23 protein-coding genes and 1 pseudogene are annotated in these 21,292 nt (G+C 72.0%); 12 read left to right on the forward strand and 12 right to left on the reverse strand.

Annotated elements, in window-relative coordinates; genetic code table 11:
* Positions 1–110: 110 nt before the first annotated feature.
* The 3 genes from ACFY4A_RS37735 to ACFY4A_RS37745 form a co-directional block, all read right to left on the reverse strand.
* Positions 111–611 (reverse strand): nucleoside deaminase, encoded by a 501-nt coding sequence (locus ACFY4A_RS37735; RefSeq protein WP_390833838.1) that lies wholly within the window; start codon positions 609–611, stop codon positions 111–113.
* An 80-nt stretch (positions 612–691) separates the two neighbouring features.
* On the reverse strand, positions 692–1,162 hold the full coding sequence (gene cynS, locus ACFY4A_RS37740) for a cyanase (protein WP_390833839.1): 471 nt from the start codon (positions 1,160–1,162) through the stop codon (positions 692–694).
* 113 nt (positions 1,163–1,275) lie between these two features.
* Entirely contained in the window at positions 1,276–1,869 is a 594-nt protein-coding gene (locus ACFY4A_RS37745; RefSeq protein ID WP_390833840.1) for a carbonic anhydrase, read from the reverse strand.
* Positions 1,870–1,993: 124 nt separating this feature from the next.
* On the opposite strand from ACFY4A_RS37745, the gene cynR reads away from it, so the two are divergent.
* Together cynR and ACFY4A_RS37755 are read left to right on the forward strand one after the other, a co-directional pair.
* A complete protein-coding gene (cynR, locus tag ACFY4A_RS37750; protein ID WP_390833841.1) occupies positions 1,994–2,905 on the forward strand; it encodes a transcriptional regulator CynR in 912 nt (303 codons plus the stop codon).
* A 136-nt stretch (positions 2,906–3,041) separates the two neighbouring features.
* A pseudogene (locus ACFY4A_RS37755) lies at positions 3,042–3,254 on the forward strand (FAD-dependent oxidoreductase); the annotation flags it as partial.
* Positions 3,255–3,364: 110 nt separating this feature from the next.
* Here ACFY4A_RS37755 and ACFY4A_RS37760 read toward each other — a convergent pair.
* Entirely contained in the window at positions 3,365–4,261 is an 897-nt protein-coding gene (locus ACFY4A_RS37760) for an RNA polymerase sigma-70 factor (RefSeq protein WP_390833842.1), read from the reverse strand.
* Complete coding sequence (locus ACFY4A_RS37765) at positions 4,258–5,595, reverse strand: NAD(P)/FAD-dependent oxidoreductase (protein ID WP_390833843.1); 1,338 nt, start codon at positions 5,593–5,595, stop codon at positions 4,258–4,260. The genes ACFY4A_RS37760 and ACFY4A_RS37765 overlap by 4 nt, the downstream gene beginning before the upstream one ends.
* Before the next feature lie 235 nt (positions 5,596–5,830).
* Between ACFY4A_RS37765 and ACFY4A_RS37770 the strand changes: the two genes are divergently transcribed.
* Positions 5,831–6,301: a cation:proton antiporter regulatory subunit gene (locus ACFY4A_RS37770; RefSeq protein WP_390833879.1), complete on the forward strand. Its 471-nt coding sequence runs from the start codon at positions 5,831–5,833 to the stop codon at positions 6,299–6,301.
* Positions 6,302–6,306: 5 nt separating this feature from the next.
* Positions 6,307–7,566 (forward strand): cation:proton antiporter, encoded by a 1,260-nt coding sequence (locus ACFY4A_RS37775; protein ID WP_390833844.1) that lies wholly within the window; start codon positions 6,307–6,309, stop codon positions 7,564–7,566.
* Positions 7,567–7,708: 142 nt separating this feature from the next.
* Here the strand turns inward: ACFY4A_RS37775 and ACFY4A_RS37780 are convergent, their stop codons facing one another.
* From ACFY4A_RS37780 to ACFY4A_RS37795, 4 genes are all read right to left on the reverse strand, one after another.
* Positions 7,709–7,999 carry a DUF3040 domain-containing protein gene (locus tag ACFY4A_RS37780; RefSeq protein WP_390833845.1) on the reverse strand — a complete coding sequence of 97 codons (291 nt, stop codon included), beginning with the start codon at positions 7,997–7,999 and terminating at the stop codon, positions 7,709–7,711.
* Between the two features lie 375 nt (positions 8,000–8,374).
* Complete coding sequence (locus ACFY4A_RS37785) at positions 8,375–8,533, reverse strand: hypothetical protein (RefSeq protein WP_390833846.1); 159 nt, start codon at positions 8,531–8,533, stop codon at positions 8,375–8,377.
* Positions 8,530–8,721, reverse strand: coding sequence for a DUF1801 domain-containing protein (locus tag ACFY4A_RS37790; protein WP_390833847.1), 192 nt, complete (start codon positions 8,719–8,721; stop codon positions 8,530–8,532). The genes ACFY4A_RS37785 and ACFY4A_RS37790 overlap by 4 nt, the downstream gene beginning before the upstream one ends.
* 119 nt (positions 8,722–8,840) lie before the next feature.
* The gene (locus ACFY4A_RS37795) at positions 8,841–9,734 is read right to left on the reverse strand and encodes an esterase/lipase family protein (RefSeq protein ID WP_390833848.1); all 894 of its coding nucleotides are present in this window, start codon (positions 9,732–9,734) and stop codon (positions 8,841–8,843) included.
* 576 nt (positions 9,735–10,310) lie between these two features.
* On the opposite strand from ACFY4A_RS37795, the gene ACFY4A_RS37800 reads away from it, so the two are divergent.
* On the forward strand, positions 10,311–11,276 hold the full coding sequence (locus tag ACFY4A_RS37800) for an NAD(P)H-dependent flavin oxidoreductase (protein ID WP_390833849.1): 966 nt from the start codon (positions 10,311–10,313) through the stop codon (positions 11,274–11,276).
* Between the two features lie 186 nt (positions 11,277–11,462).
* On the opposite strand, the gene ACFY4A_RS37805 is transcribed toward ACFY4A_RS37800, so the two are convergent.
* A complete protein-coding gene (locus tag ACFY4A_RS37805; protein ID WP_390833850.1) occupies positions 11,463–11,765 on the reverse strand; it encodes a hypothetical protein in 303 nt (100 codons plus the stop codon).
* Between the two features lie 676 nt (positions 11,766–12,441).
* On the opposite strand from ACFY4A_RS37805, the gene ACFY4A_RS37810 reads away from it, so the two are divergent.
* The 7 genes from ACFY4A_RS37810 to ACFY4A_RS37840 all read left to right on the forward strand — a co-directional run bounded on the left by ACFY4A_RS37810 (position 12,442) and on the right by ACFY4A_RS37840 (position 19,505).
* Positions 12,442–12,594, forward strand: coding sequence for a hypothetical protein (locus ACFY4A_RS37810; protein ID WP_390833851.1), 153 nt, complete (start codon positions 12,442–12,444; stop codon positions 12,592–12,594).
* A 483-nt stretch (positions 12,595–13,077) separates the two neighbouring features.
* Positions 13,078–13,758 carry a cupin domain-containing protein gene (locus ACFY4A_RS37815; RefSeq protein ID WP_390833852.1) on the forward strand — a complete coding sequence of 227 codons (681 nt, stop codon included), beginning with the start codon at positions 13,078–13,080 and terminating at the stop codon, positions 13,756–13,758.
* Positions 13,755–14,807 carry a hypothetical protein gene (locus ACFY4A_RS37820; RefSeq protein WP_390833853.1) on the forward strand — a complete coding sequence of 351 codons (1,053 nt, stop codon included), beginning with the start codon at positions 13,755–13,757 and terminating at the stop codon, positions 14,805–14,807. Before ACFY4A_RS37815 ends, ACFY4A_RS37820 begins: the two co-directional genes overlap by 4 nt.
* Positions 14,804–15,631 carry a hypothetical protein gene (locus ACFY4A_RS37825; protein WP_390833854.1) on the forward strand — a complete coding sequence of 276 codons (828 nt, stop codon included), beginning with the start codon at positions 14,804–14,806 and terminating at the stop codon, positions 15,629–15,631. The genes ACFY4A_RS37820 and ACFY4A_RS37825 overlap by 4 nt, the downstream gene beginning before the upstream one ends.
* An 82-nt stretch (positions 15,632–15,713) precedes the next feature.
* Positions 15,714–16,220, forward strand: coding sequence for a hypothetical protein (locus ACFY4A_RS37830; protein ID WP_390833855.1), 507 nt, complete (start codon positions 15,714–15,716; stop codon positions 16,218–16,220).
* A gap of 135 nt (positions 16,221–16,355) precedes the next feature.
* Entirely contained in the window at positions 16,356–18,083 is a 1,728-nt protein-coding gene (locus ACFY4A_RS37835; protein ID WP_390833856.1) for an asparagine synthetase B family protein, read from the forward strand.
* 69 nt (positions 18,084–18,152) lie between these two features.
* Positions 18,153–19,505 (forward strand): aldehyde dehydrogenase family protein, encoded by a 1,353-nt coding sequence (locus ACFY4A_RS37840; RefSeq protein ID WP_390833857.1) that lies wholly within the window; start codon positions 18,153–18,155, stop codon positions 19,503–19,505.
* 44 nt (positions 19,506–19,549) lie between these two features.
* Here ACFY4A_RS37840 and ACFY4A_RS37845 read toward each other — a convergent pair whose 3' ends face one another.
* Positions 19,550–20,242 (reverse strand): DivIVA domain-containing protein, encoded by a 693-nt coding sequence (locus tag ACFY4A_RS37845; RefSeq protein WP_390833858.1) that lies wholly within the window; start codon positions 20,240–20,242, stop codon positions 19,550–19,552.
* Entirely contained in the window at positions 20,130–21,236 is a 1,107-nt protein-coding gene (locus tag ACFY4A_RS37850) for a globin domain-containing protein (protein WP_390833859.1), read from the reverse strand. The genes ACFY4A_RS37845 and ACFY4A_RS37850 overlap by 113 nt, the downstream gene beginning before the upstream one ends.
* Positions 21,237–21,292 lie beyond the last annotated feature (56 nt).

A 21,292-nucleotide genomic window follows, 5' to 3' on the forward strand; every position in this document is an offset into this window, starting at 1 on the left:
AGCCGAACGGCTCGTCCCCGGCCCGCACCGCCTCGGCCGCCAGCTCTACCGCGCGCTCCAGATGCCGCAGCTCGGCGGCGTTCGGTTCGATGAGGGGCACGGCTGCTCCCTCAGGCGGCGGTGGGGGCGCCGGGGACACGGCGCTCGCCGCCGTTGTGTTCCTGCCAGAGCCGGTAGACGTCGACCGCGGAGTCGCGCGGCTCGTAGCGCATCGGCAGTCGGCGCTCGTCCCAGTTCTTGGCGAACTCCTCGTAGAAGTTGTCCAGTTCGAAGTACTTGCGGTCGTCCACGTAGTGCGGTTCGTAGGCGTCCCGGGTGGTGAGGAAGACCACCTCGTCCGGTGAGGAGTAGTACAGCGACCCCAGGCACATCGGGCACGGGTGGGCCAGTACGTAGATCGTGGCGCCGACGAGGTGCTCGGTGCCCAGCTTGGTGCACGCCTCGCGGATGGCGAGGATCTCGGCGTGCGCCGTGGGGTCGTTGGTCTGGGCGACCCGGTTCGGGCTCTCGGCCAGGATCTCGCCGTCCTTGACGATGACGGTCGCGAACGGGCGGCCGCCCTCGGCGACGTTGCGGCGGGCGATGTCGACGGTGCGCTGTGCGAAGTCCATCACGGTGTCCTTCCGTGGGAGGAGGAAGCCGGGGCGGCCGGCGTGCCGCACCGCCCCGGAGCCGGTCCGATCGGGGCGGATCAGAAGGGCTTGGTGGGCAGGTACTTGCCGTCCAGGGTGATCACCGCGCGCTCGCCGCCCTCGGGGTCGGCGACCTTCTTGACGTCCAGCTTGAAGTTGATCGCGGAGATGATGCCGTCACCGAACTGCTCGTGCACCAGGGCCTTGAGCGTGGTGCCGTACACCTGGAGCATCTCGTAGAACCGGTAGATGGTCGGGTCGGTCGGGATGCCGCCGGGGATCGACCCTCGGGTCGGGATCGTCTGGAGCAGCGTCACCGCGTCGGCGTCCAGGCCGAGCAGCTCGCCGACGGCCTGGGCGGCCGGCTCGGGCAGGGCGTGCTGGCCGAGCACGGCGGCGGTGGTGAAGGCCACCGACAGGCCCGCCGCGTCCGCGATCTGCTGCCAGGTGAGGTCGTTGCGGGTCTTGGCCTCGACGGCGGTGGCGGCGAGGGCCTGCCGAGCGGTGGGGTCGAACTGGGCGTGCGGCATGGGGGGTCCTTTCAGGATCCGGGGTTCAGGGGGTGGGGGGACACCCGGTCCACTGCGACGTGGCAGGGCCGGGTCGATTGGGGGGCGTGGGCCGCGGGGGCCGGAGGCGGTGGTCAGGCCGCGGACGCGGTCGCCTGCGCGTCGGCGCCCACGTTCTCGACGTCTCCGGTGGCGATGTCGTAGACCCAGCCGTGCAGGGTGAGGGTGCCTTCGGCCAGGCCGCCGGCGACCGAGGGGTGGGTGACCAGGTTCGCCAGCTGGGCGAGCACGTTCTGGCGCACCAGAGCAGCGACGTCCCCGCAGGAGGCGGTACGGGCGCGGGAGGCGTCCGCGTGCCGCAGCCACTCGGCGACCGCCGGCACCCCGCGCAGGTCGTGGGCCTCGGCCAGCGCCGTCATGGCGCCGCAGCCGGAGTGCCCGCACACCACGATGTCGGTCACCCCTAGGACAGCAATGGCGTACTCGATGGCCGCCGCCACGGCGTCGGGGCCCGGCGCGTGGGACGGGACGAGGTTGCCCGCGGTCCGGACGACGAACAGCTCGCCCGGCTCACTGGCCGTGATCAGCTCCGGGACGACGCGGGCGTCGGAGCAGCCGATGAACAGCGTGTGCGGCGTGTGGTTCACGGCGAGGTGGGCGAACAGGTCCGCCTTGGCGGGGTGGACGTCCCGCTGGAAACGCGTGACGCCCTGGGCGAGGTCGCGCATGAGTCACTCCCTTCGGTGGGTTCCGGCCTGCCGGCCTCGGTGAATCCACCATGCATGACCTGGGCCTATAGAGTCCAAGACGCAGTACCCATGTCTCCCATTGGCCGCATCTATAATCGTTCCCATGGCTCTGGAACTGCGTCACCTGCGCTACCTGCTCGCCGTGGCCGAGCACGGCAGCTTCACCCGCGCCGCCGAAGACCTGCGCATCTCCCAGCCCACGCTCTCCCAGCAGGTCCGGCAACTGGAGCGGACCGTCGGGGTGCCGCTGCTGGACCGCACCGGGCGCAGCGTGCGGCTCACCGACGCCGGCGAGACGTACGCCCGTCACGCCCGCCGCGCCCTGCGGGACCTGGCGGCCGCCCAGCGTGCCGTCCAGGACGTCCAGGACCTGACCCGCGGCCATCTGCGCCTGGCCGCGACGCCGACGTTCACCTCCTATCTGGTGGGCCCCCTGGTCGCCGAACTGCACACCCGGCACCCTGGCATCACCTTGGACGTCCAGGAGATGACCCAGGACCGCATCGAGTCGGCCCTGCTCGCCGACGACCTCGACCTCGGCATCGCCTTCGCCGGCTCCCACCTGCCCGGCGTCGTGGCGCAGACCCTGTTCACGGAGACCCTGAGCCTCGTGACCGGCGCCCCCGACCCCGAGGCCGGCCCGTCCGAGCCGCTACCGGTGGGCGAACTGAGTGACCATCAACTCGCCCTGCTGAACGGCGACTTCGCCACCCGGAACCATATCGACGCCCACTTCGCGGCCCACCGGGTGCAGCCCCGCATCACGGTGGAGGCCAACTCCGTCCAGGCCCTCGTCGAGATCGTGCGGCGCACCCCGATCGCCACCGTGCTTCCCGACGCCGTCACCCACGACCACCCGCACTTGCGCCCCGTCCCCCTCGAACCGGCCCTGCCCGCACGCACCGTCACCCTGCTGCGGCGCGGCAGCAGCTACCAGAGCGCCGCCGCCCGCGCCTTCACCCGTCTCACCCAGGACCTCGTCCGGGCCCGCGGCTACACCGACGTCCCGCAGTGACGTCTTCGCGCGGTCGTCCCCTCGACCGCGCGGGCCCCGACCCGCAGCTCCCCGCCCTGAAGGACGCCGGCCTGGTCCCGCACTGCGACCGTCAGGGACGCCATCGTGGGTTCGCCGAGGCGCATGCCGACGCGGCTTGCACGGTGGACGCGGGCTGCTGCTCGACCGGACCGGCCGGCTTCCGGTGACGGGTTGGGCGGACCGGGTCGACCACGTCGTAGACGGCAGCGAGGAGTTGGACGCGACCGCCGTACCGCTGCGGCCGGACGGCCATGTGGCCTGGGTCGGTGAGGACCAGCGGGAACTGCTCAGCCGGCTGCCCAAGTGGTTCGGAGCGGCCGTCAATTGAGCGGCGACTGTTGCGATTCCGTTGATCCCGGGGGCAGGGGGACGACGTCCGAGCCAGTCGTCCCCCTGCCAGATTCACCTGGTCGGCAGCGGCTGTTCCGCCACCGGTCCTCAGCGCAGGGTGAGCGGGGTCTCGGATTCGACGCGGGACAGCTTCTCCGGGTTGCGGACGTAGTAGAGGCCGGCGACGCGGGCGTCCTCAACGCGGACCGCCATGATGCCGTCGATCTCGCCGTCCAGGCGCACGAAGAGTGCCGGGTTGCCATTGACCAGCGTGGGCTCGAGGGTGAGCTTGCCCTGGACCTTGCCGATGCCGCCGACGAACATGCGGACCACTTTCTCGGCGCCGACGACCGGCCGCAGCGCGGCGTGCTTGACGCCGCCGCCGTCGCTCATCAGGACGACTTCGGGAGCGAGCACGTCGAGGAGGCCCTGCAGGTCCCCGGTTTCGAACGCGCGCTGGAACGACTCCAGGGCGGCCCGGGTCTCGCTGGGGGAGACCACCTTGCGCGGGCGCCGGGCGTCGACGTGCCGGCGAGCGCGGTGCGCGATCTGGCGAACGGCCGCAGGGCTCTTGTCGACGGCCACCGCGATCTCGTCGTAGCCGACGTCGAAGACCTCGCGCAGTACGAAGACGGCGCGCTCCGTCGGCGACAGCGTCTCGAGGACGAGCATCAGTGCCATCGACACGCTCTCGGCGAGCTCGACGTCCTGGGCCACGTCCGGCGCGGTCAGCAGCGGCTCGGGCAGCCAGGGGCCGACATACGCCTCCTTGCGGCGCTTCATCGCGCGCAGCCGGTTGAGCGACTGCCGGGTCGTGATCCGGACCAGGTAGGCGCGATGGTCGCGCACCTGTGCCAAGTCGACCTCGGCCCACCGCAGCCAGGTCTCCTGGAGGACGTCCTCGGCGTCGGCAGCCGATCCGAGCATCTCGTAGGCGACGGTGAAGAGCAGGTTGCGGTGGGCGATGAACGCCTCGGTCGCCGGATCAGTGGCGTGGTCGCTCATGCCTCGACCCCTCTCCTTCGCGGACGGCCCCGGTCGCCGAGGGCGTTCAAGCGTGCATCCACAGCACGGTCCCTTTCGTCGGTGGCCGTTCGGTCCGACCGGCCTGTTCGGTGCTCACGAGTGCCTGGCTGGGCTGCCCGCGCGCCGGTGGCCGGCGCCTCGCCGCGCTGGGACTCCAGCAGCTCCTGGCGCTTGGCACCTCCCGAGACGCGGTGCAGGCCGTACGAACCGGGCTTGCGTGCCTCGTCGGCCAGGTGCTTGACGATGCCCCTGCACACCAACTCCTTGATCTTCGCGCCGGGGCGACCGCCGATATGGAACCACAGCGCGACGTCGTACCTGTGGGCGAACTGGAAGATGCCGGCGCGTCGGCCCAGGCTGATGCACTGGCCGGCGAACACCTCGTTGAGGGTCGAGGGCCGCTCACCCGCGATCCGGCTGAGCACCGTGTCGGCGGCCCGCGCTCCCAGAGGTATCGCGGCCTGGCAGCTCATCCGCAACGGCAGGTCCGACGGCGCCGCCGAGTCCCCGGCCGCGACGATGCGCTCGTCGTCCACGCTCGTCAGCGTCTCGTCCGTGCGCAGGCGGCCCAGGGCGTCGGTGCTCAGCCCGCTGCGCGCGGCCAGGTCAGGCACGCCGAATCCGGCGGTCCAGACGGTCACCTGGCTCGGCAGCTCACGGCCGTCACCGAGCCGTACGGCATCGCGGGTCACCGCCGTCACCTGCGTGCCGGGGCCGTCGAGCACGGTCACCCCGAGCGCCGCCAGCCGCCCGGCCACCGAGTGCCGACCCCGACGGTGCAGGTACGGGCCGAGCACCCCACCGCAGACCAGGGTCACGCTGCGACCCGCCTCCGCCAGCTCGGCGGCGGTCTCGATGCCGGTCGGACCGGCTCCGACGACGGTCACCGCGACCGTCGGAGGAGCGGCGTCGACGATCGGGCGCAGCCGCTCCGCCTCCTCCAGGGTGGCGATCGGGTGGGCGAACTCGGCCGCTCCGGGCACGCGCGGGTCGGCGCTGCCGCTGCCCACCGCGTAGATCAGGTAGTCGTAGCCGACCGTGCCGCCGGCCGCCAACGTCACGCGGCGCGCGGCCGCGTCGATCCGTGTCGCGGAGTCGACCACCAGCCGGACGCCGTCTGCCAGGACGTCCCGGTAGTCGACGACCGCATCGTCGGTCCCGCCCACCAGCTGGTGCAGGCGGATCCGATGGACGAAGGTCGGGCGCGGGTTGATCAGCGTCACTGTCACATCGCCGCGCCGCGTCAGGCGGTTGGCGGCCATGACGCCGGCGTATCCACCGCCGATCACGACGACGTCCGTGTTCTCCACCATGGTGTCTCCTCCGTTTTCAGGGGTTCGGGCACAAGACACCGCGTGATCGACCGCTGTGACAGCGTGTGAGGCGGATCACTGCGCGGACGTGGACCCGCTCGGAGAAGGCGTTACTCGGCTGCGGCGTCGCGAGTGCGAATTCCATGCGCTCGGCACAACTCGATAGGGTGCCGTTAAAGGTTGCCTAAAGAAACCACCAAGTCGGACAGGGAGAACAGTCGTGGGCGCTGCGCGCATGAGCGGTACGCCGTTGCCGGGAATCGGGGTTCGCTACGACCTCACCACGCGAGAACAGCGCCGTCTGTCCGTGGTCGCGCACCGGGACGGAACGCGGACCCTGAGCGCGTACCGCGAGGACGATCCGGACGCCTGCGCGCTGTCCGTGCGTCTGACCGCCGGGGAGGCGGCGGCGGTCATCGACGCGCTCATGCCGGCCCATCACAGCCCCAACCTGCTGTCGACGACCGAGTTGGGGCTGGTGGCGGAGCGCATCGAACTGTCGGCGACCTCGTACTGGAACGGGCGGCTGCTGGGTGAGACCCGGATGCGTACCGAGACCGGTGTGTCGATCGTGGCCGTGCTGCGGCGGGCCGAGGCGATCCCGTCCCCCGGGCCGGACCTCCGGCTGGCCGGCGGGGACACCCTGATCGTGATCGGCACGCGCGAGGGCGCCGATGCCGCTGCGGCGATACTCGGACGGGGGTGATACGCGTGCATTCGTCTGCGGTCTTCCTGATCGAGTTCGGCGCGATCATCCTTGGTCTGGGGCTGCTGGGTCGGTTCGCCGGACGCTTCCAGTTCTCACCCATTCCCTTGTATCTGCTGGCCGGACTCGCCTTCGGCCAGGGCGGACTGCTCCCGCTGGACACCAGTGAGGAGTTCGTCGCCATCGGCGCCGAGATCGGCGTCATCCTGCTGCTGCTCATGCTGGGGCTGGAGTACACCGCCAGTGACCTGGTCTCCAACCTCAAGACCCAGTACCCGGCCGGGCTCGTCGACGCCGCACTCAACGCCCTGCCCGGCGCCGCCATGGCGCTGCTGCTGGGCTGGGGGCCGGTGGCGGCGGTCGTCCTGGCAGGGGTGACCTGGATCTCCTCATCCGGTGTGATCGCCAAGGTCCTGGGCGATCTGGGACGGCTGGGCAACCGGGAGACGCCGGTGATCCTCAGCATCCTGGTCCTCGAGGACCTGTCCATGGCCGTGTACCTGCCGATCATCACCGCCCTGCTGGCGGGCGCGGGGCTGGCGGCGGGCAGCGCCACGCTGGCCATCGCCCTCGGAGTCGCCGCTCTGGTGCTGCTGGTGGCGGTGCGGTTCGGCCGGCACATTTCGCGCCTCGTCTCCAGCGACGACCCCGAGAAGCTGCTGCTGGTCGTGCTGGGCCTGACCCTGCTGGTCGCCGGCCTCGCACAGCAGCTGCAGGTCTCGGCGGCCGTGGGCGCGTTCCTGGTCGGCATCGCCCTGTCCGGCGAGGTGGCGGAGGGTGCGCACAACCTCCTGGCCCCGTTGCGCGACCTGTTCGCGGCGGTGTTCTTCGTGTTCTTCGGACTGCACACCGACCCGCAGAGCATTCCGCCGGTACTGCTTCCGGCGCTCGCCCTGGCCGTCGTCACCGCGCTGACCAAGATCGCCACTGGGTACTGGGCCGCCAAGCGGGCCGGTGTCTCCGTCAAGGGACGCTGGCGTGCGGGCGGCACGCTGGTCGCCCGGGGTGAGTTCTCCATCGTCATCGCCGGGCTCGCGGTCACCGCCGGGATCGAACCCGACCTGGGCCCGCTGGCCACGGCGTACGTGTTGATCCTCGTCATCCTCGGCCCGCTCGCCGCCCGCTACACCGAACCGGTGGCCCGCCGCCTGACGGGCCTGTTCGGCAAGGCCGCTCCGGCCGGCGGCGCACCGGCCGAGGGCTGGGCACCCAGCTCCGGGCCGCAGGAGACGGCGGCCGATCAGGACACGGTCGGCCGGTCATGAGCGAGGGTCGGCCGGTCATGAGTGGACGGACGGCCGGACATGAGTGAGGACGGCCGGGTGGCCCCGACGGAGCACCACACGGTCCTGCTCATCGCCGCCCCGGCCGCCCACCGCGGTGCGGCCGCCAGGCGCGCCGTCGAGGTCAAAAACGGGGCGGGGAAACCCGCTGTCTGCGCGCGCCGCGCTGGGGGTCGCACAGTTCCCCGGCCATACCGGCCAGGACCATGCCGGTGACGATCAGCAGACCGTGGGCCAGGGTGATACCGGTGCCCAGCGCCACCAGGGCGAGGGCCAACAGCAGCCAGGCCCGGGTGCGGCGGTATTCGCGTGGCGGGCAAGGGCGGCCCGCACGGAGGGCGCGGGCGAACCGGGGATCGTCCCGGTACGTGCGAGCGGCGATCTCGCCGAGCAGCTTGTCATCGGTTCCAGGCATGACGCGCTCCTCTCGGCACGCGGCGGCGGGCAGGCGCCACGGCCCGGCGGTACGGGCCGTGCGGTCGGAAGCCCGCGCGGCGCGACCAGGCAGGCCGCCGCGGCACTGCCGCCATCGGTGCCGTGTTCCTCTCGTGACTCGACGGACTCGCGGTTCGTCCCCAGTCGGGGCACCGCGGCCCGCACCCGGGCCCGGGAAGGCGGCAACGGCAGGGCGCACGCCGGTACGACCGTCGAAAGGGGTTTGCCTCCACTCTCACCCGCCGCCGGGGGCTGCTGCCATCGGGTCCGACACCCATTTCCGGGCGGGCCGGAACCCCAGAGACGACACGCAATGGTGCCCGACCCGATGGACCCAGCCCGGCGGCTGCCCACATCACGCCCTGACCCATCGCCGGACCAGGTCAATGAACGCCGTCTCGTGCGCCTCGACCTCGGACAGGTCCTTGAACGTCACCAGAGCCCGGTCGCTGGAGCGCCACTGCACCAGGCCGCTGTCGTCGTCGAACGTGAACGAGGCGGCATCGTCCCTCACCTTCGGGCCCCGTGGAAGACGAGCCGGACGTCCTTCGACCTCAACTGGAAAGTCACCCGGTCGACACCGCCGCAGCAGAAGCTCGGAGCCTTCCACTCGACCTGCTCGGTGATCAGCGGATCGGCCCGCAGGATCGCGGCGCGCAGGTACTCGACCGCTTCCCTCTGCGGATGATCGACCGTTTCCATCAGCTGGTCGACCTCATCACTGCGGCCGTCATCCGGCGTACCCCTGCTGGCGGTTGACCACGGACAGCCCGCGCGTCACCAGAGTGGCATGCGGGGGCCGTTCGCAGGGCTGTCGCGGCTCAAGCCGCGGCCAGGGGCTCGGCGACGCGCGCATCGCGCAGGACACGGCAGACCTCGCCGACGACCCTGCCGTGCAGCGGCAGCGAGACATGGCCGACGGCCCGCACGGGGACGTTGCGTATCCGAAGGTCGGGGTGGACCAGCCGGGCGTTGGCGGCGGGGACGATCAGCTCGTCGAGGTCGCTGTGGAACGCCACGAAGCGGGTCCCGCAGCCGGGAGCGGGCCCGGCGAGCTCCGCGAGCACGTCGCTGCCCGGGCGGAGCTGCCGGATCGCCCGGAGCGGCAGCGGCAGCGCCGCGGCCAGCGTGCCGTGGTGGGGGGCGCCCAGGGTGACCAGAGTGTGCACGCGGTCGTCGCCGCCCATGCGTTGCACGTAGTAGCGGGCGACCACGCCGCCGAGACTGTGGCCGATCACGTGGACGCGCTCGTGCCCGCTGTCCTCGCAGACCCGTTCCACCTGCTCCGCCAGCAACCGCGCGGCGCTGCGGACGTCGTTGTTCAGCCAGTTGTAGTTCAGCACGACGACCCGGCGAAAGCCCGCCTGCCGCAGGCCGCGTCTCATGACGTGGAAGATCGCCCGGTTACTGCACAGACCGTGTACCAGCAGGACCGGGCTGTCGGCGGACACGGCCGGAAGGGCCGTAGTGCCGTCCGAAGGCGCCGACCGCCTGGGGCCGCCGGGTCTGCGGCGTTCCCCGCCCTCGCCCAAGCCGGACGGGTACAGGGCCAGCGCCGCGACGATAGCGGCCACCTCCACGGCGGCGCCGAACACGGCTCCGGTCAGCGCGCGGACCGAGAGCAGACCTCCGCCGGAACCCGGCGGCTCGGCCCGGCCAGAAGGCGTCGCCCACGTGCTGCGACATCGGGAGAGATTCCGTCCGGAAAGAATCATGGCTCGACTCCTCACAGGGGTGCGCGCTGCCGGAACCACGCAGCGGAACACGCCCCGCCGCACGGAGAAGGTTCCGTTCCGAGCCCGCGTCCGAAGGCCGCCGCCGAGCGGAAACCGGCCGGTGACGCCCGTCCGCTCCAACGGATTGCGGGGACGTTAAGCCGAAGTTTCCGCTGTCAGCAATGGTTAGGTGGCCCACCTCACACGCGGATCACGAGCGGCGACCGGACGATTCCGGCGAGACATTATTTTGGCTGGGTCATGTCATGTCCGCCCATGCGTGCCGCTTCCAAGGACGGCTTCGAGCCGGTGATGACCACCGTGGAGATCAAGAAGGGAGGGACGACGACGGGCGACTTCACGCTGGAGAAGACCCCCGTGGCCCTGTCCCCGCGAAACAGCCGCCGCGGGCTGGTCCTTCGGGGCCGGCCCGCGCCGCACTCGGCGGGGGACGCCGCTCGGCCGTCCGGGCCGCGGCCGGACGGCCTGCTCGCCCCAAGGGCCCGTGGGGCAGGAACTCGCCGAGTCCGCCGATCGCGCTGCGACGGGCACTACGCGTGGGCGAGGATTGCGCCCATGGCATTGTCGACGGCGTTCACGGAACTGTTCGGCGTGGAGCATCCGATCGTCCTGGCGCCGATGGGCGGGTCGGCCGGTGGTGCCCTGACGGGCGCGGTCTCGCGCGGCGGCGGACTCGGGCTGCTGGGCGGCGGGAACGGGGACCAGGAGTGGCTGGCCCGCGAACTGCCCGTCCTGGCCGACGAGTGCGCCGGGAAACCCTGGGGCGTCGGCTTCCAGACGTGGGCGATCGACGACGGCGCGATCGCGTGGGCGCTGGAGCACGGGCCGGCGGCGGTGATGTTGTCCTTCGGCGACCCCGGTCCGTTCGCGGAGCGCATCCGCGGCGCGGGTACCGCGCTGATCATTCAGGCCACCGACCTGGAGGAGGCCCGCAGGGCGGTGGATCTGGGCGCGGACGTGATCGTGGCGCAGGGCACCGAGGCCGGCGGGCATGGCGCCCGGCACGGGCGGTCCACGCTGCCGTTCGTGCCCGTAGTGGTGGACCTGGCGGCGCCGGTGCCGGTGCTGGCGGCCGGTGGGATCGGCGACGGCCGCGGCGTGGCGGCCGCCCTGGCGCTGGGGGCCGCGGGAGCACTGCTCGGAACGCGCTTCCAGGCCACGACCGAGGCCCTGGTCGCGCCGGCGACCGCCCAGGCGATCGTCGAGGGGCGCGGGGAGGACACCGAGCGCAACAGGGTGCTGGACATCGCCCGTGGTTCGCGGTGGCCGGCGAAGTACACCGCGCGCACACTCGGCCACCCTTTCCTCGACGCGTGGCGGTGCCGGGAGGACGAACTCGCAGCTGCCCCGCATGCCCGGCAGGCGTACCAGGACGCCGTGGCACGAGGCGAGATTCCCCCACTGCCGCAGTGGGCCGGCGAGGCCGTCGACCTCATCGACGACCTGCCGTCCGCTGCCGATCTGGTCGGCACGCTGGCCGCCCAGGCGGAGGAGGCGCTGGCCCGGGCCGGCAGGCGCTGACCGCGATCATCGGAAAGGAACGATCACGGCCGTTCGGCGGGTTGTGCGCCGGCGGTACGCGGCCGAAGGGCCGAAGACCGCACAGCACGGTCTTCGGCCCTTCGGTGCAGCGGCTGCACCGGCTGTGACGGAGGTGGCAGAGGGTGGCAGTCGGCCTCCGCGTCACAGCGCGACTTCCGAGGCGGGCTAGCGGCGGCCGGGGAAGTGGTGATGGTCGCCGTACCAGCCGTGGTGCCGGTACCAGTGCCGGTTGTTGTACCAGCCGTGGTGCCAGCCCCGGTACCGGTAACGGTCGTCGAAGTGACCGCGGCGACCGTCGTGGTCGTGGTCGATCCTGACGTCTTCCGCAGAGCGGCTGTGCGGGAAGCTCCTTTCGTTGTCGCGGTCGTGGCCTCCGGCGGCCAGGGCCGGCAGGGCGGCCGCGCCGACGAGGGCGCCCGAAGCCACACAGGTGGCGATCAGGCGGAGCGCCGTACGAGAAACAGACATGAATCCCCTCACGGTCGTGCACACCCACCCTGGTCGGGCCGGGCGTGCCATCCGAATTCCCGGCTTGTGCCGAGGCGCCACACTGTGGCCCTTCACGACGACAGCAGATCGGCAAAAGGATCCGCGTTACGAAACGCGGATATATCCGTAACTCTCCCTTGTACGGACCATCGATCCGGGGAGAGCGCGGGCCGCCGAGCCGGTTCCCGCTCCGAACCACCCCGCGATCAGGAAGAAAACAGCTGACGCTTCTTGGCGCTCCTGGCGGTCTGGCCGCCTGGGCTTCCTGCGAATGGCCGAACGGCTTCCGTAACAGCGGTGGCACCTCCTGTCGGGGGACTCGTTTCGGACGGCGGCGATCCGGTCGGTCGCTGGCGAGGTGCCGGCCGCCGAGGTGCCGCCCTGGCCCACGGACGCCCGCACTGGAATCCGGTACAGCTCCAGCAAAGGGGTATGGATCGGGTGTTCAGTCCGTCCGAAAGGTGAGTCCGAGCGGCCGGCCCACCTCGCGGGATTCGGGGAAGTCGTCGAGGTGAGCTGATGACGACGGCGACCATGCGTGCGGCGCGCTTCTCCCGTGCGGGCCGCCGACTCGGCGTGGAGGACGTGCCGGTGCCGCAGCCGGAAGGCAACCCGGTCCGCATCGTGGTCGAGCCGTAGCCGGGACCACGACCGGGTGGGCAACTTCGTGACCTCGATCGTGCTGGTGTCGCTGGTGTCGCTGTTCGTCTCCGAAGGAGCACGGCGCGACCTCGAAGCCGGACGCCTCGGCGCGACGGGTGAACCGCTCGCTGCGGGACGTGTGCTGTCGCGGCTGCCCGCACGATGATGGGCCTTCGACCTGCTGGTGGGGGTGGGGGCGGCCGTTCGTGGCCGTCGGCGTGTTGTGGCTGCTCGGTGTTCTGGGGTGGTCGGGTTGGTCGGGTCTTCCCCTGGCGGGATTCATGGCGTCCGTGGCCGTTTGCGCCGGGCCTGCTCCGGTACGCCATGACGCGCTGGGGGATCCTTCCGGCAGCTGACGGCACGTCGGGCGGGCGCGGCGGCCGCAGGCCGCTGAGTTTCGACACCGGGCGGAGGTCCCCGGCATCAGGGTCTCGTTCACCCGTCGTTCAGCCTGGTGTCTGACTTTGGTCACGTCCGCAACCTCGCCGCGTTCCTGATCAGCGTCCTACCATCCGAGTGCGGACGTGAGCGGCATGTGGGGGAGGCGCGCTTGTTCGGCAGCTCGTGTGAAGAGGTGTCAGGCACAAGGGACTTGGGCTCATCGGGCACAGAAGGTGACCGAAGAGGGTCGGGAGAGCTGCCGCGCGGTGTGCGGCTGTACCGGCTGCGGCCGGACGGCTCCGTCGTCGTCGCCGATCGTGACGGCGCTCGGACGCTGGGGCCCGAGCGGGACCTGCTTCGGTTCATCGACGACGGGCAGTTCGCCCACTACCTCGTCGGGGACGCCGCCACGTCGCCCGAGCGACCCTCCAACGCCACCGTCAAAATCGGCATCGTCGGCCCGCGCAGCGCCTTCACCCCGCATGCGCACGGCGGGGAGCACTTCGTCCTCAGCCTCGGATACGCGTCCTGCGGCCTGTACGACAGCGAGCGCGGCCGTGTCACCGAAGTGCCGCTCACCCCGGGTGAGTTGATTCGCATCCCGGAGATGGTGCCGCACTCCTTCGCCAACCGGGACACCGACCCGCTGACCATCCTGGCCGCCAACACCGGCTACGGCATCGACCACGAGGACTACGCGATCACCGCCGCCGAGGCGGAGCGCAGGGCGGCCGGCCCGTCAGACAGCACCCCGCCGTCCGCCTCGTCCGCCACGTACGCCGGAACGCACACGGGTACCCTCGCCCCCGTCGACTACCTCGAACTCGCCGCCGCCCTGCGCGACATCGAGCGGGTCCAGCAGGTGCGGGGGCCTGGTGCCACCACCGTCGGGGAGCGACTGGCCGCCCGGCTGCGTCGGCTCGCGCACGGATTGGAGGGCCGTCGGTGATCTGTCCGCACTGCGAGAAGTCCCTGCTGCGCAAGGAGCGACCCGGCAACGCCTGCGGCAAGTGCGGGCGCGGGTACGCCCTGGACCCCAAGACCAACCCGCTCCAGCTGAACGATCTCCGGGTCCGCAGGACCGCGCTCGGGCTCACCCAGGACGGCCAATTACGGTGCACCCCGGGGCAGTTGTGGTACGCCTTGTCCCGCAAGTCGCTGCGCGAGACCCAGGTCGAGACGGGGTGCGCCATCGCCCTGACGATCGCCGGTGTCGTCGTGGGGCTCGTCGGGCTGGGTTCGAAAGGCGTGGTCGTCGCCACCCTCGGCGGTCTGTTGCTGCTCGCGGCGGTCGGCTTCGTGGTCGCGGAGGTGATGGGCGTGGGCCGGGGCCGTCCCCGGCTCGACCGGGAGGCCTTCCTCACCGGCCCACTGAAGGCGTGGAAGAGCGTCTATGGCTCCCTGCCGCCCGGGGTGATCGACGACAGCCGGTATCCCACCCCGGGCCCCCACCCGGGCAACGGCGGGGCCGACGAGGAATCGGCCTCGCCCGACGGGCTCGCCCTGGTCTGCCCCGACCGCTCCATCGCCGTCTTCCTCGACGCGGCGGGTCTGACCGCTCGATACGGGGTCACCCTCGTCGCCGACCCGGCCGCACTGCCGGCCACACCCGGCCGGGGACCCGTACTGGTGCTCCACGACGCCGACGCCCACGGCCTCCTGCTCGCCCACCGCGTCCGCACCGCGCAGCGCGCGCGCCCGGTCGTCGACATCGGTCTGCCGCTCGGCGCGGTGCACGGTCTCCCGCGCGCGGTGCCCGTGCGGGGCGAACAGCCCGGAGCGAGCGTCATGGAACTGCTCGCACAGAGCAGGGAGTTCAGCCCCCGCCAACTGAAGTGGCTGGGCAAGGGGTGGGGGTTCCCGCTCGTCGGAGTACCGCCCGCCAAACTGCTGGCCGTGGTCTCCCGGGCCGTCGAAAGGGTCGGCACGGAGGCCGATCCGCAGCGACGGCGGGCCGCCTCCGTCGGATTTCTGACCTGGCCCGAGGAGGGCGCATGAGTCCTGTCGGCCGGCTCCTGCTGGAGCGGGCGATCACCGCCGCCGCACGGAGCGCCGCCTCTCCGGGGAACATCCGCTTCACGGAACGGCAGTTGTACTACGAGACCTGCCGCGTCCTGCGCCCGACGCCCGCGCCGGTGCGGCGCATCCCGCACAGCCCGGCCCCGCCGCTGCGGCTGTCGAGGTTCACCGAGGCGCTGCGCGGCAGGGAACCGGCCGGACTGCTTCCCCTTCCCGCCGCCACCCCGACGATCGGCGGGCCCTCGCGGGAGCCCGACCTGTACACGTACGGGCTGCCGCGGCTGTTGATCTGCCAGGACCGTTCCATCGCCCGGATGCTGCTGGCCAACCATGTGCACCTGGAAGCGGCCTGCCCCGTCCTGAGCGCCGAGGACGATCTGCCGCTCGACACCCGGCTGGTGGAAGCCCTGGAGCGGACCGAGGGCGCCACCGTGCACGTCCTGCACGACGCGAGCCCCGCCGGGATCGCCCTGCCCGCTCGGGTGCGCGAAGCGCTCGGCCCGGTACCCGTCCGGGTCGCTTCACTCGGGCTGGTGCCCCGGCACGCCGAGGCGCTGCGCCTGGTGTCCGGACGCAGGCCCGGCCCGGTGCCACCGCTCGGACCGATGCCGAGCGGGCTCAGACCCTCGGAGGTCGACTGGCTCGCCGAGGGCCGGTTCGCCGAAGTGGCCGCGGTACCGCCCGCCCGGCTCCTGCGCGCCGTACTGCGGCTCACCCGCGGGCCCCGGCCGGCCCGCCGCTCCGCCTGGAGCGATCTGTGCGATCTGCGCACCGCCGGGTTCATGACCTGGCCCGACCCATGAACCCCGCTCGCCCTCGACCCGACCTCGACCGCGACCTCGAGGACCGTATGCCCGAGCAACGCAGACCCAAGGACCGAAGAGCATGATCCGCCCACGCGAAATCGGCTACACGGACGAACTGCTCGCCGACGGCAGCGTCCACCGCACCTACGAGGACGGCCGGCAGGAATGGCGCCGGCGCGGCCCGGCCGGCCGGGTGCACTGGCGCGACGACCAGGCGGGTACGGGCACCGACGAACAGCTGGGCTCCACCATCGTCAAGCGCACCCTGGCCGACGGCACGGTGACCTACGGGCGGGACATCGGCTACGGCCGCACCCTCTGGGGGCGCGGCGAAACCCTCATGATCAACCGGACGTCGTTCGGCGGCCGGATGGGAGCGATCCTCGCCGGCCTCGGCGTCGCGGGACTCGCCGTCACCGCCTCCCAACTACCGCCGCTCAGCCTCACACCGGAAGAGGAGGAGGAACTGCGCAGGCAGGCGCAGAGCTCGTCCTCCGGCGGAGGCGAGGGCAGCACCGACGGGGACAACTGGAGCGGCGCGGACTGGGACGACCACGGCGACTGGAGCGACGACGACTTCGGCTGACCGCGCCGCCCCTCCAGTCGGCGAAGGACGCGTACGCGGGTATCCGGGCACGCGGCAACAGGAAAGGACCCTCTGATGGCGCGCTTCTGCGTCTGTCTCGCGTCGGGAACCGGGCACGCCGACCCTCGGTCCGGCATGGCCGATCTGCACCTCGCGGCCATGGGCGCCCCGCCGGTCGCGCCGGGGCTGGCCCTCGTACGGGACGAACCCGGGCACGCCCAGGGGCCGTTCGAGGCGCATGGGATGCGTGCGGTCGGAGAGGTCACCCTGCACAACCGCGCCGAACTCCTCGCCGCCCTCACGACGGACGGCGTCCCAGCCCCGTCCGGTATCAGCGACGGCGAACTGCTGCTGCGCTGCTGGGCCCGGCTCGGCGAACGGGGCGTCGCACTCGCCGAAGGCATGTTCGCGCTCGCCGTCCTCGACGGCAGCGACCTCGTGCTGATCCGCGACCACGTCGGCGCCCGCACCCTCTTCTACGCCCGTGCCGCCGGCGCCTGGGCGGCCTCCACCTCCCTGCGCCCCCTGCGCCGCTGGCCCGCCCTGGGCACCCGTGTGAACCTGTCCGCCGTACGCTCCTTTCTCACCTTCGCCTATCTGCCCGGCGACGAGACCCTGCTGGAGGGCGTGCGCGAAGTGCTTCCCGGCCGGGTGCTGCGGCTGGCGGCCGATGGGGCGGTAACCGAGACGGTCCACTGGGAACCCCGGGAGCGGCTCGGCGAACCGCCCGACGCGGATGGGCGGTTCGGCGGATCCGGCGACCACGTCCTCATCCTGCGCGCCCTCCTCGAAGAGGCCACCGCACGGCGGCTGCCCGGGGCCGAGGCCGTCGGTGTACTGCTGTCCGGCGGGATCGACAGCTCGCTCGTCACAGCGCTCGCCGCGAAGCTGCACGGCCACCCCGTCCACACGTATTCCATCAGCTTCGGCGACGAACTCCCCAACGAGCTCGGCTACTCGGGCCTCGTCGCCGCCCACTGCCACACCCGGCACCGGGTGCTGACGGTCTCCGGCAGAGCAGTCGCCGCACGGCTCGCCGGCACGGCCGCCCTGCTCGACAGCCCGGTCGGCGACCCGTTGACGGTGCCGAACCTCATGCTCGCCGAGGCGGTCGCGGGCGACGGGCTGAGGATCGTCCTCAACGGGGAGGGCGGAGACCCGGTGTTCGGCGGGCCGAAGAATCTCCCGATGCTGGTCCGGGAGATGCACGCCGGGGCTCCGGGAGCGGCCGAGTCACCCTGGTACGAGGACCGGGCCAGCGCCTATCTGCGTTCCTACCGCAAGTGCTGGACCGACCTTCCGGACCTGCTGACCGCCGACGCGCTGTCCGCTCTGGAGTCCGCGCCCGCCCCGCAACGCTTCGTCGAGCCCTACCTGACGGGCCCGGACCGGATGACCCACCTCCTCAACCAACTCCTCCACTGCAATCTGCGGACCAAGGGCGCCCATCACATCCTCACCAAGGTCGAACGACTGACCGCATCCCAGGGGCTTCAGGGCCGTGCTCCGCTCTTCGACCGACGGGTGGTGGACCACGCCTTCGCCACCCCGCCCGCGCTCAAACTCCGCGGTACGGCGGAGAAGTGGGTGCTGAAGGAAGCCGTACGGGATCTGCTGCCCGCCACCGTCGTGGACCGGCCCAAGAGCGGGATGAGGGTCCCGGTGCAGCAGTGGCTGAGCGGGCCGCTGCGCGAGTTGGGCGGTGATCTGCTGCTGGGCGGGGCCGCCCGACGACGTGGTCTGTTCCGGCCGGACACCGTGGGGACATGGCTGCGCGGCGCGGGCGCGCTGCTGCCCCGTCAGGGCGGCAAGCTGTGGCTGCTGCTCACCCTGGAGCTGTGGTTGCGGGCGTACGACCTGTGAGCCGTTCACCCCCGAACGTGCCCCGCAGACTGATCACTTGTGCAAGGGAATCATGGAGGCGACCACACTGTGAAGACCACCCTCGTCGACCCCCGCACCGGCCGAGTCCGGGGCACCGCCCCGGTCGCCCGCGAGAGCGAGGTGCGGTCCGCGGTCGAAGCCGCCCGTGCGACCCTGCCCGGCTGGCGCGGCCTCACCCCGCGGGACCGGGCACGCCGGATGGAGCTGCTCGCCACACTGGTTGAGGAGAACGCCGACGCCTACGTCGCGCGGGAAGCCGCCGGGACGGGAAAGCCGGACAGCGAGACGGCGGGCGAGGTGGAGCAGGTCGCGGACCTCTTCCGGTTCTACGCGTCCGCCGTCCGCGCCCAGTCGGCGCCGGCCGCCGGACGGCTGGTCGACGGCCACGAGAGCTGGGTGCGCTGGGAACCCCTCGGGGTCGTGGGTGTCGTCGTACCCTGGAACTATCCGCTGATGATGGCGGCCTGGCGGTGCGCGCCTGCCCTGGCCGCCGGCAACACGGTGGTGGCCAAACCCGCCGAGACCACCCCGGACACCCTGGAACTCCTGGCCGAGCACGCCGCCCAAGCGCTCGGCCCAGACGTGCTCACCGCGGTCCCGGGCGACCGGCAGACCGGTCGGCTGCTGGTCGAGGCCGATGTCGACATGGTCGCTTTCACCGGCAGTGCGGCGGCCGGGGCCGACGTGGCGGCGCGTGCCGCGGGACGCCGGGTCAGTCTCGAACTCGGCGGCAACGCCCCCGCGCTCGTCCTGCCCGACGCGCCCGACGACACCTGGACACAACTGGCCCGCGCCTGCACCTACAACGCCGGGCAGAGCTGCGCCGCCCCCGCCCGAGTCATCACCCTGCGCGAGAACTACGAGCACGCGGTGGAGCAACTGGCCGCCGCGGCACGGGAATGCCTGGCGGGACGGGACTTCGGTCCACTCAACAACGCCGATCAGCTGGCCCGTTACGACGGCATCGTCACCGCCAGCGCCGCCGGGCGGAACCTCGCGGCTGGCATCGCCCCACGGCCCGGGGAGGACAACGGTTTCTGGCGGCCCGCCCGGATCCTGGCCGACCTGCCCGACGACGATCCCGCGGTGGTGGAGGAGGTCTTCGGCCCGCTGCTCACCGTGCAGCACGCCGAAGACCTGGACGCGGCCGTGGCACTGGCCGACGGAGTCCCGCAGGCGCTGGCGGCGAGCGTGTGGACCCGTGATCTGACCACCGGGCTGGAACTCGCCGGCCGGCTGAACGCGGGGGAGTCCTGGCTCAACTGCCATCTGGTGCAGACCGCGGAACTCCCGCACGGCGGTCGGGGCGCCTCGGGCCACGGCACGGACCTGAGCACACTGGCCCTGCATGAGTACCAGCGCCCCAAGACGGTCACCGCACGCCTGGTCCGCGGAAGCTGACGGCGGCCGCGTCCCGCAGGCCTCACGAGAACTGGCGGTACCGGTCAGACGCCGTGCGGAGTGGTGGTGGGGGCCGCGGGGGAGGGGGAGGAGGCGGGCTGCGCGTGTTTGCTGGCGTACTGGTCCGCGGTGACGCTCAGGGACTGCGCGATCTGCCGCAGGTACGCGATGAGCCGCACGGTCTCCTCCTGGTCGCCGCCGGCCGCCTGCGTCTCCTGTTCCCACATCCGCTGGAGGATCGCCTCGGCCTGTGCCCTGGCGGCCCGCACCATGTTGCGCGCCTGTTCGCGGGCCGCGAAGACGGTCTGCTCGGCCGCCTGCTGGGCGCGGGCCTGCTGAAGTACGGCGTCCACCGTCGGCACGCCGGTGGGCGCGCTGCCGTCGCCGATGTTGTTCGCCCGGATCCAGTCCCGGTGGCGCTGCATGTCCGTCCGCAGCCGGTCGTTCTCCTCCGTCAGCGATGTCAGAGTCGACGCGCAGCGGCGCAGGGCGTCGTGCACCGCCTCCTCGCTGTAGCCGCGACGGGTCAGGGGAGCTCGGGGGAAGGTCATCGACCGAAGGGTCTCGGGCGTCACCAGGTGCTCCTCAGGATGCGCTGCTCCTGTCTCGTTCACATTTCTCCGATCACCGAGCGTCTTCGTAGTGCAGCAGGTCGTGCGGAATGCCCGCGTCCGCCAGATCGCGCACTGTCGCCGAGACCATGGCCGGCGAGCCGCAGACGTAGAAGGAGCATCCACTCCACGCGGCGGCGCGCAGCACCGGGCCGGCGAGGCTGCGGTTGTCGACGGTGCCGGCGTCCGCGCCGACCAGCGGCGTGACCCGAAGCCATGGGTGGGACTGCGCCAGATGCCTCAACACGGGCATGTCGTACAGGCCGTGGTTGTCGCGCGCCCCGACGAACAGGTCGACCCGGCGCGGGGGGCCGTGCTGGGCCATCTCTTCGACCAGGGCGCGCAGTGGGGCCAGGCCGGTGCCCCCGCCGATCAGCACCAGATCCCGGCCGCCGGACGACTGGAGCGTGAGCCTGTCGCCGACCGGGGCTCCGAGGCGCAGCACGTCGCCCTGCCGCAGCCCGTACACCAGGGCGGGGCTGAGCAGGCCGCCGTCGACGGCGCGTACGTGCAACTCGACGGTCCCGTCGGCGCGAGGTGCGTTGGCCGGGGTGAACGCCCGCCAGGTGCTCGGCAGCATCGGGGCTTCCACCATCACGGACTGCCCGGCCCGGTGCGCCATCGGCTGGTCCAGGCGCAGGGTGAGGACCGCGATGTCGAAGCCGCGTTGCTCATGCCGCACCACCTCGGCGTTCCACCACGCGGGATTCACCGCGCCGTCGGCCTCGGCGGCCTGCACCATGGTGCGGGCCACCAGGGTGTAGGCCTCGGTCCAGCCGCGCTGCAGCTGCGGGGTCCACGCCTCGCCCAGGAAGTACGCCAGCGTGGCCAGCAGCGCCTGCCCCACCGCCTCGTAGTGCTGTGCCACCACCTGGAACCTACGGTGGTCTCGGCCCAGTTGCTGCAGGTACGGAACGAGTCGGTCCGGATCGTCGGCCTCCGCGACGATCCGGCCCAGGGCGGCGACGAGCCGATCGCGCTGGGCCCCCATGGACACCGGGAACATCGGCCGGACCTCCGGCGCGATGATGAACAGGTAGGAGTAGAAGTACCGGGGCACTTCGTCCCCCGACTTGCCGACCAGGGCGAAGGAATCTCTCAGCGCCTGTGCATCGCTCACGTCCGCCCTCCGGTGGCTGACATCAAGGTTTCACTTTCGGACAATGGGGCCGGTCG

The sequence above is a fragment of the Streptomyces sp. NPDC001292 genome (genome assembly GCF_042896465.1).
In the GTDB taxonomy this organism is placed as follows: domain Bacteria; phylum Actinomycetota; class Actinomycetes; order Streptomycetales; family Streptomycetaceae; genus Streptomyces.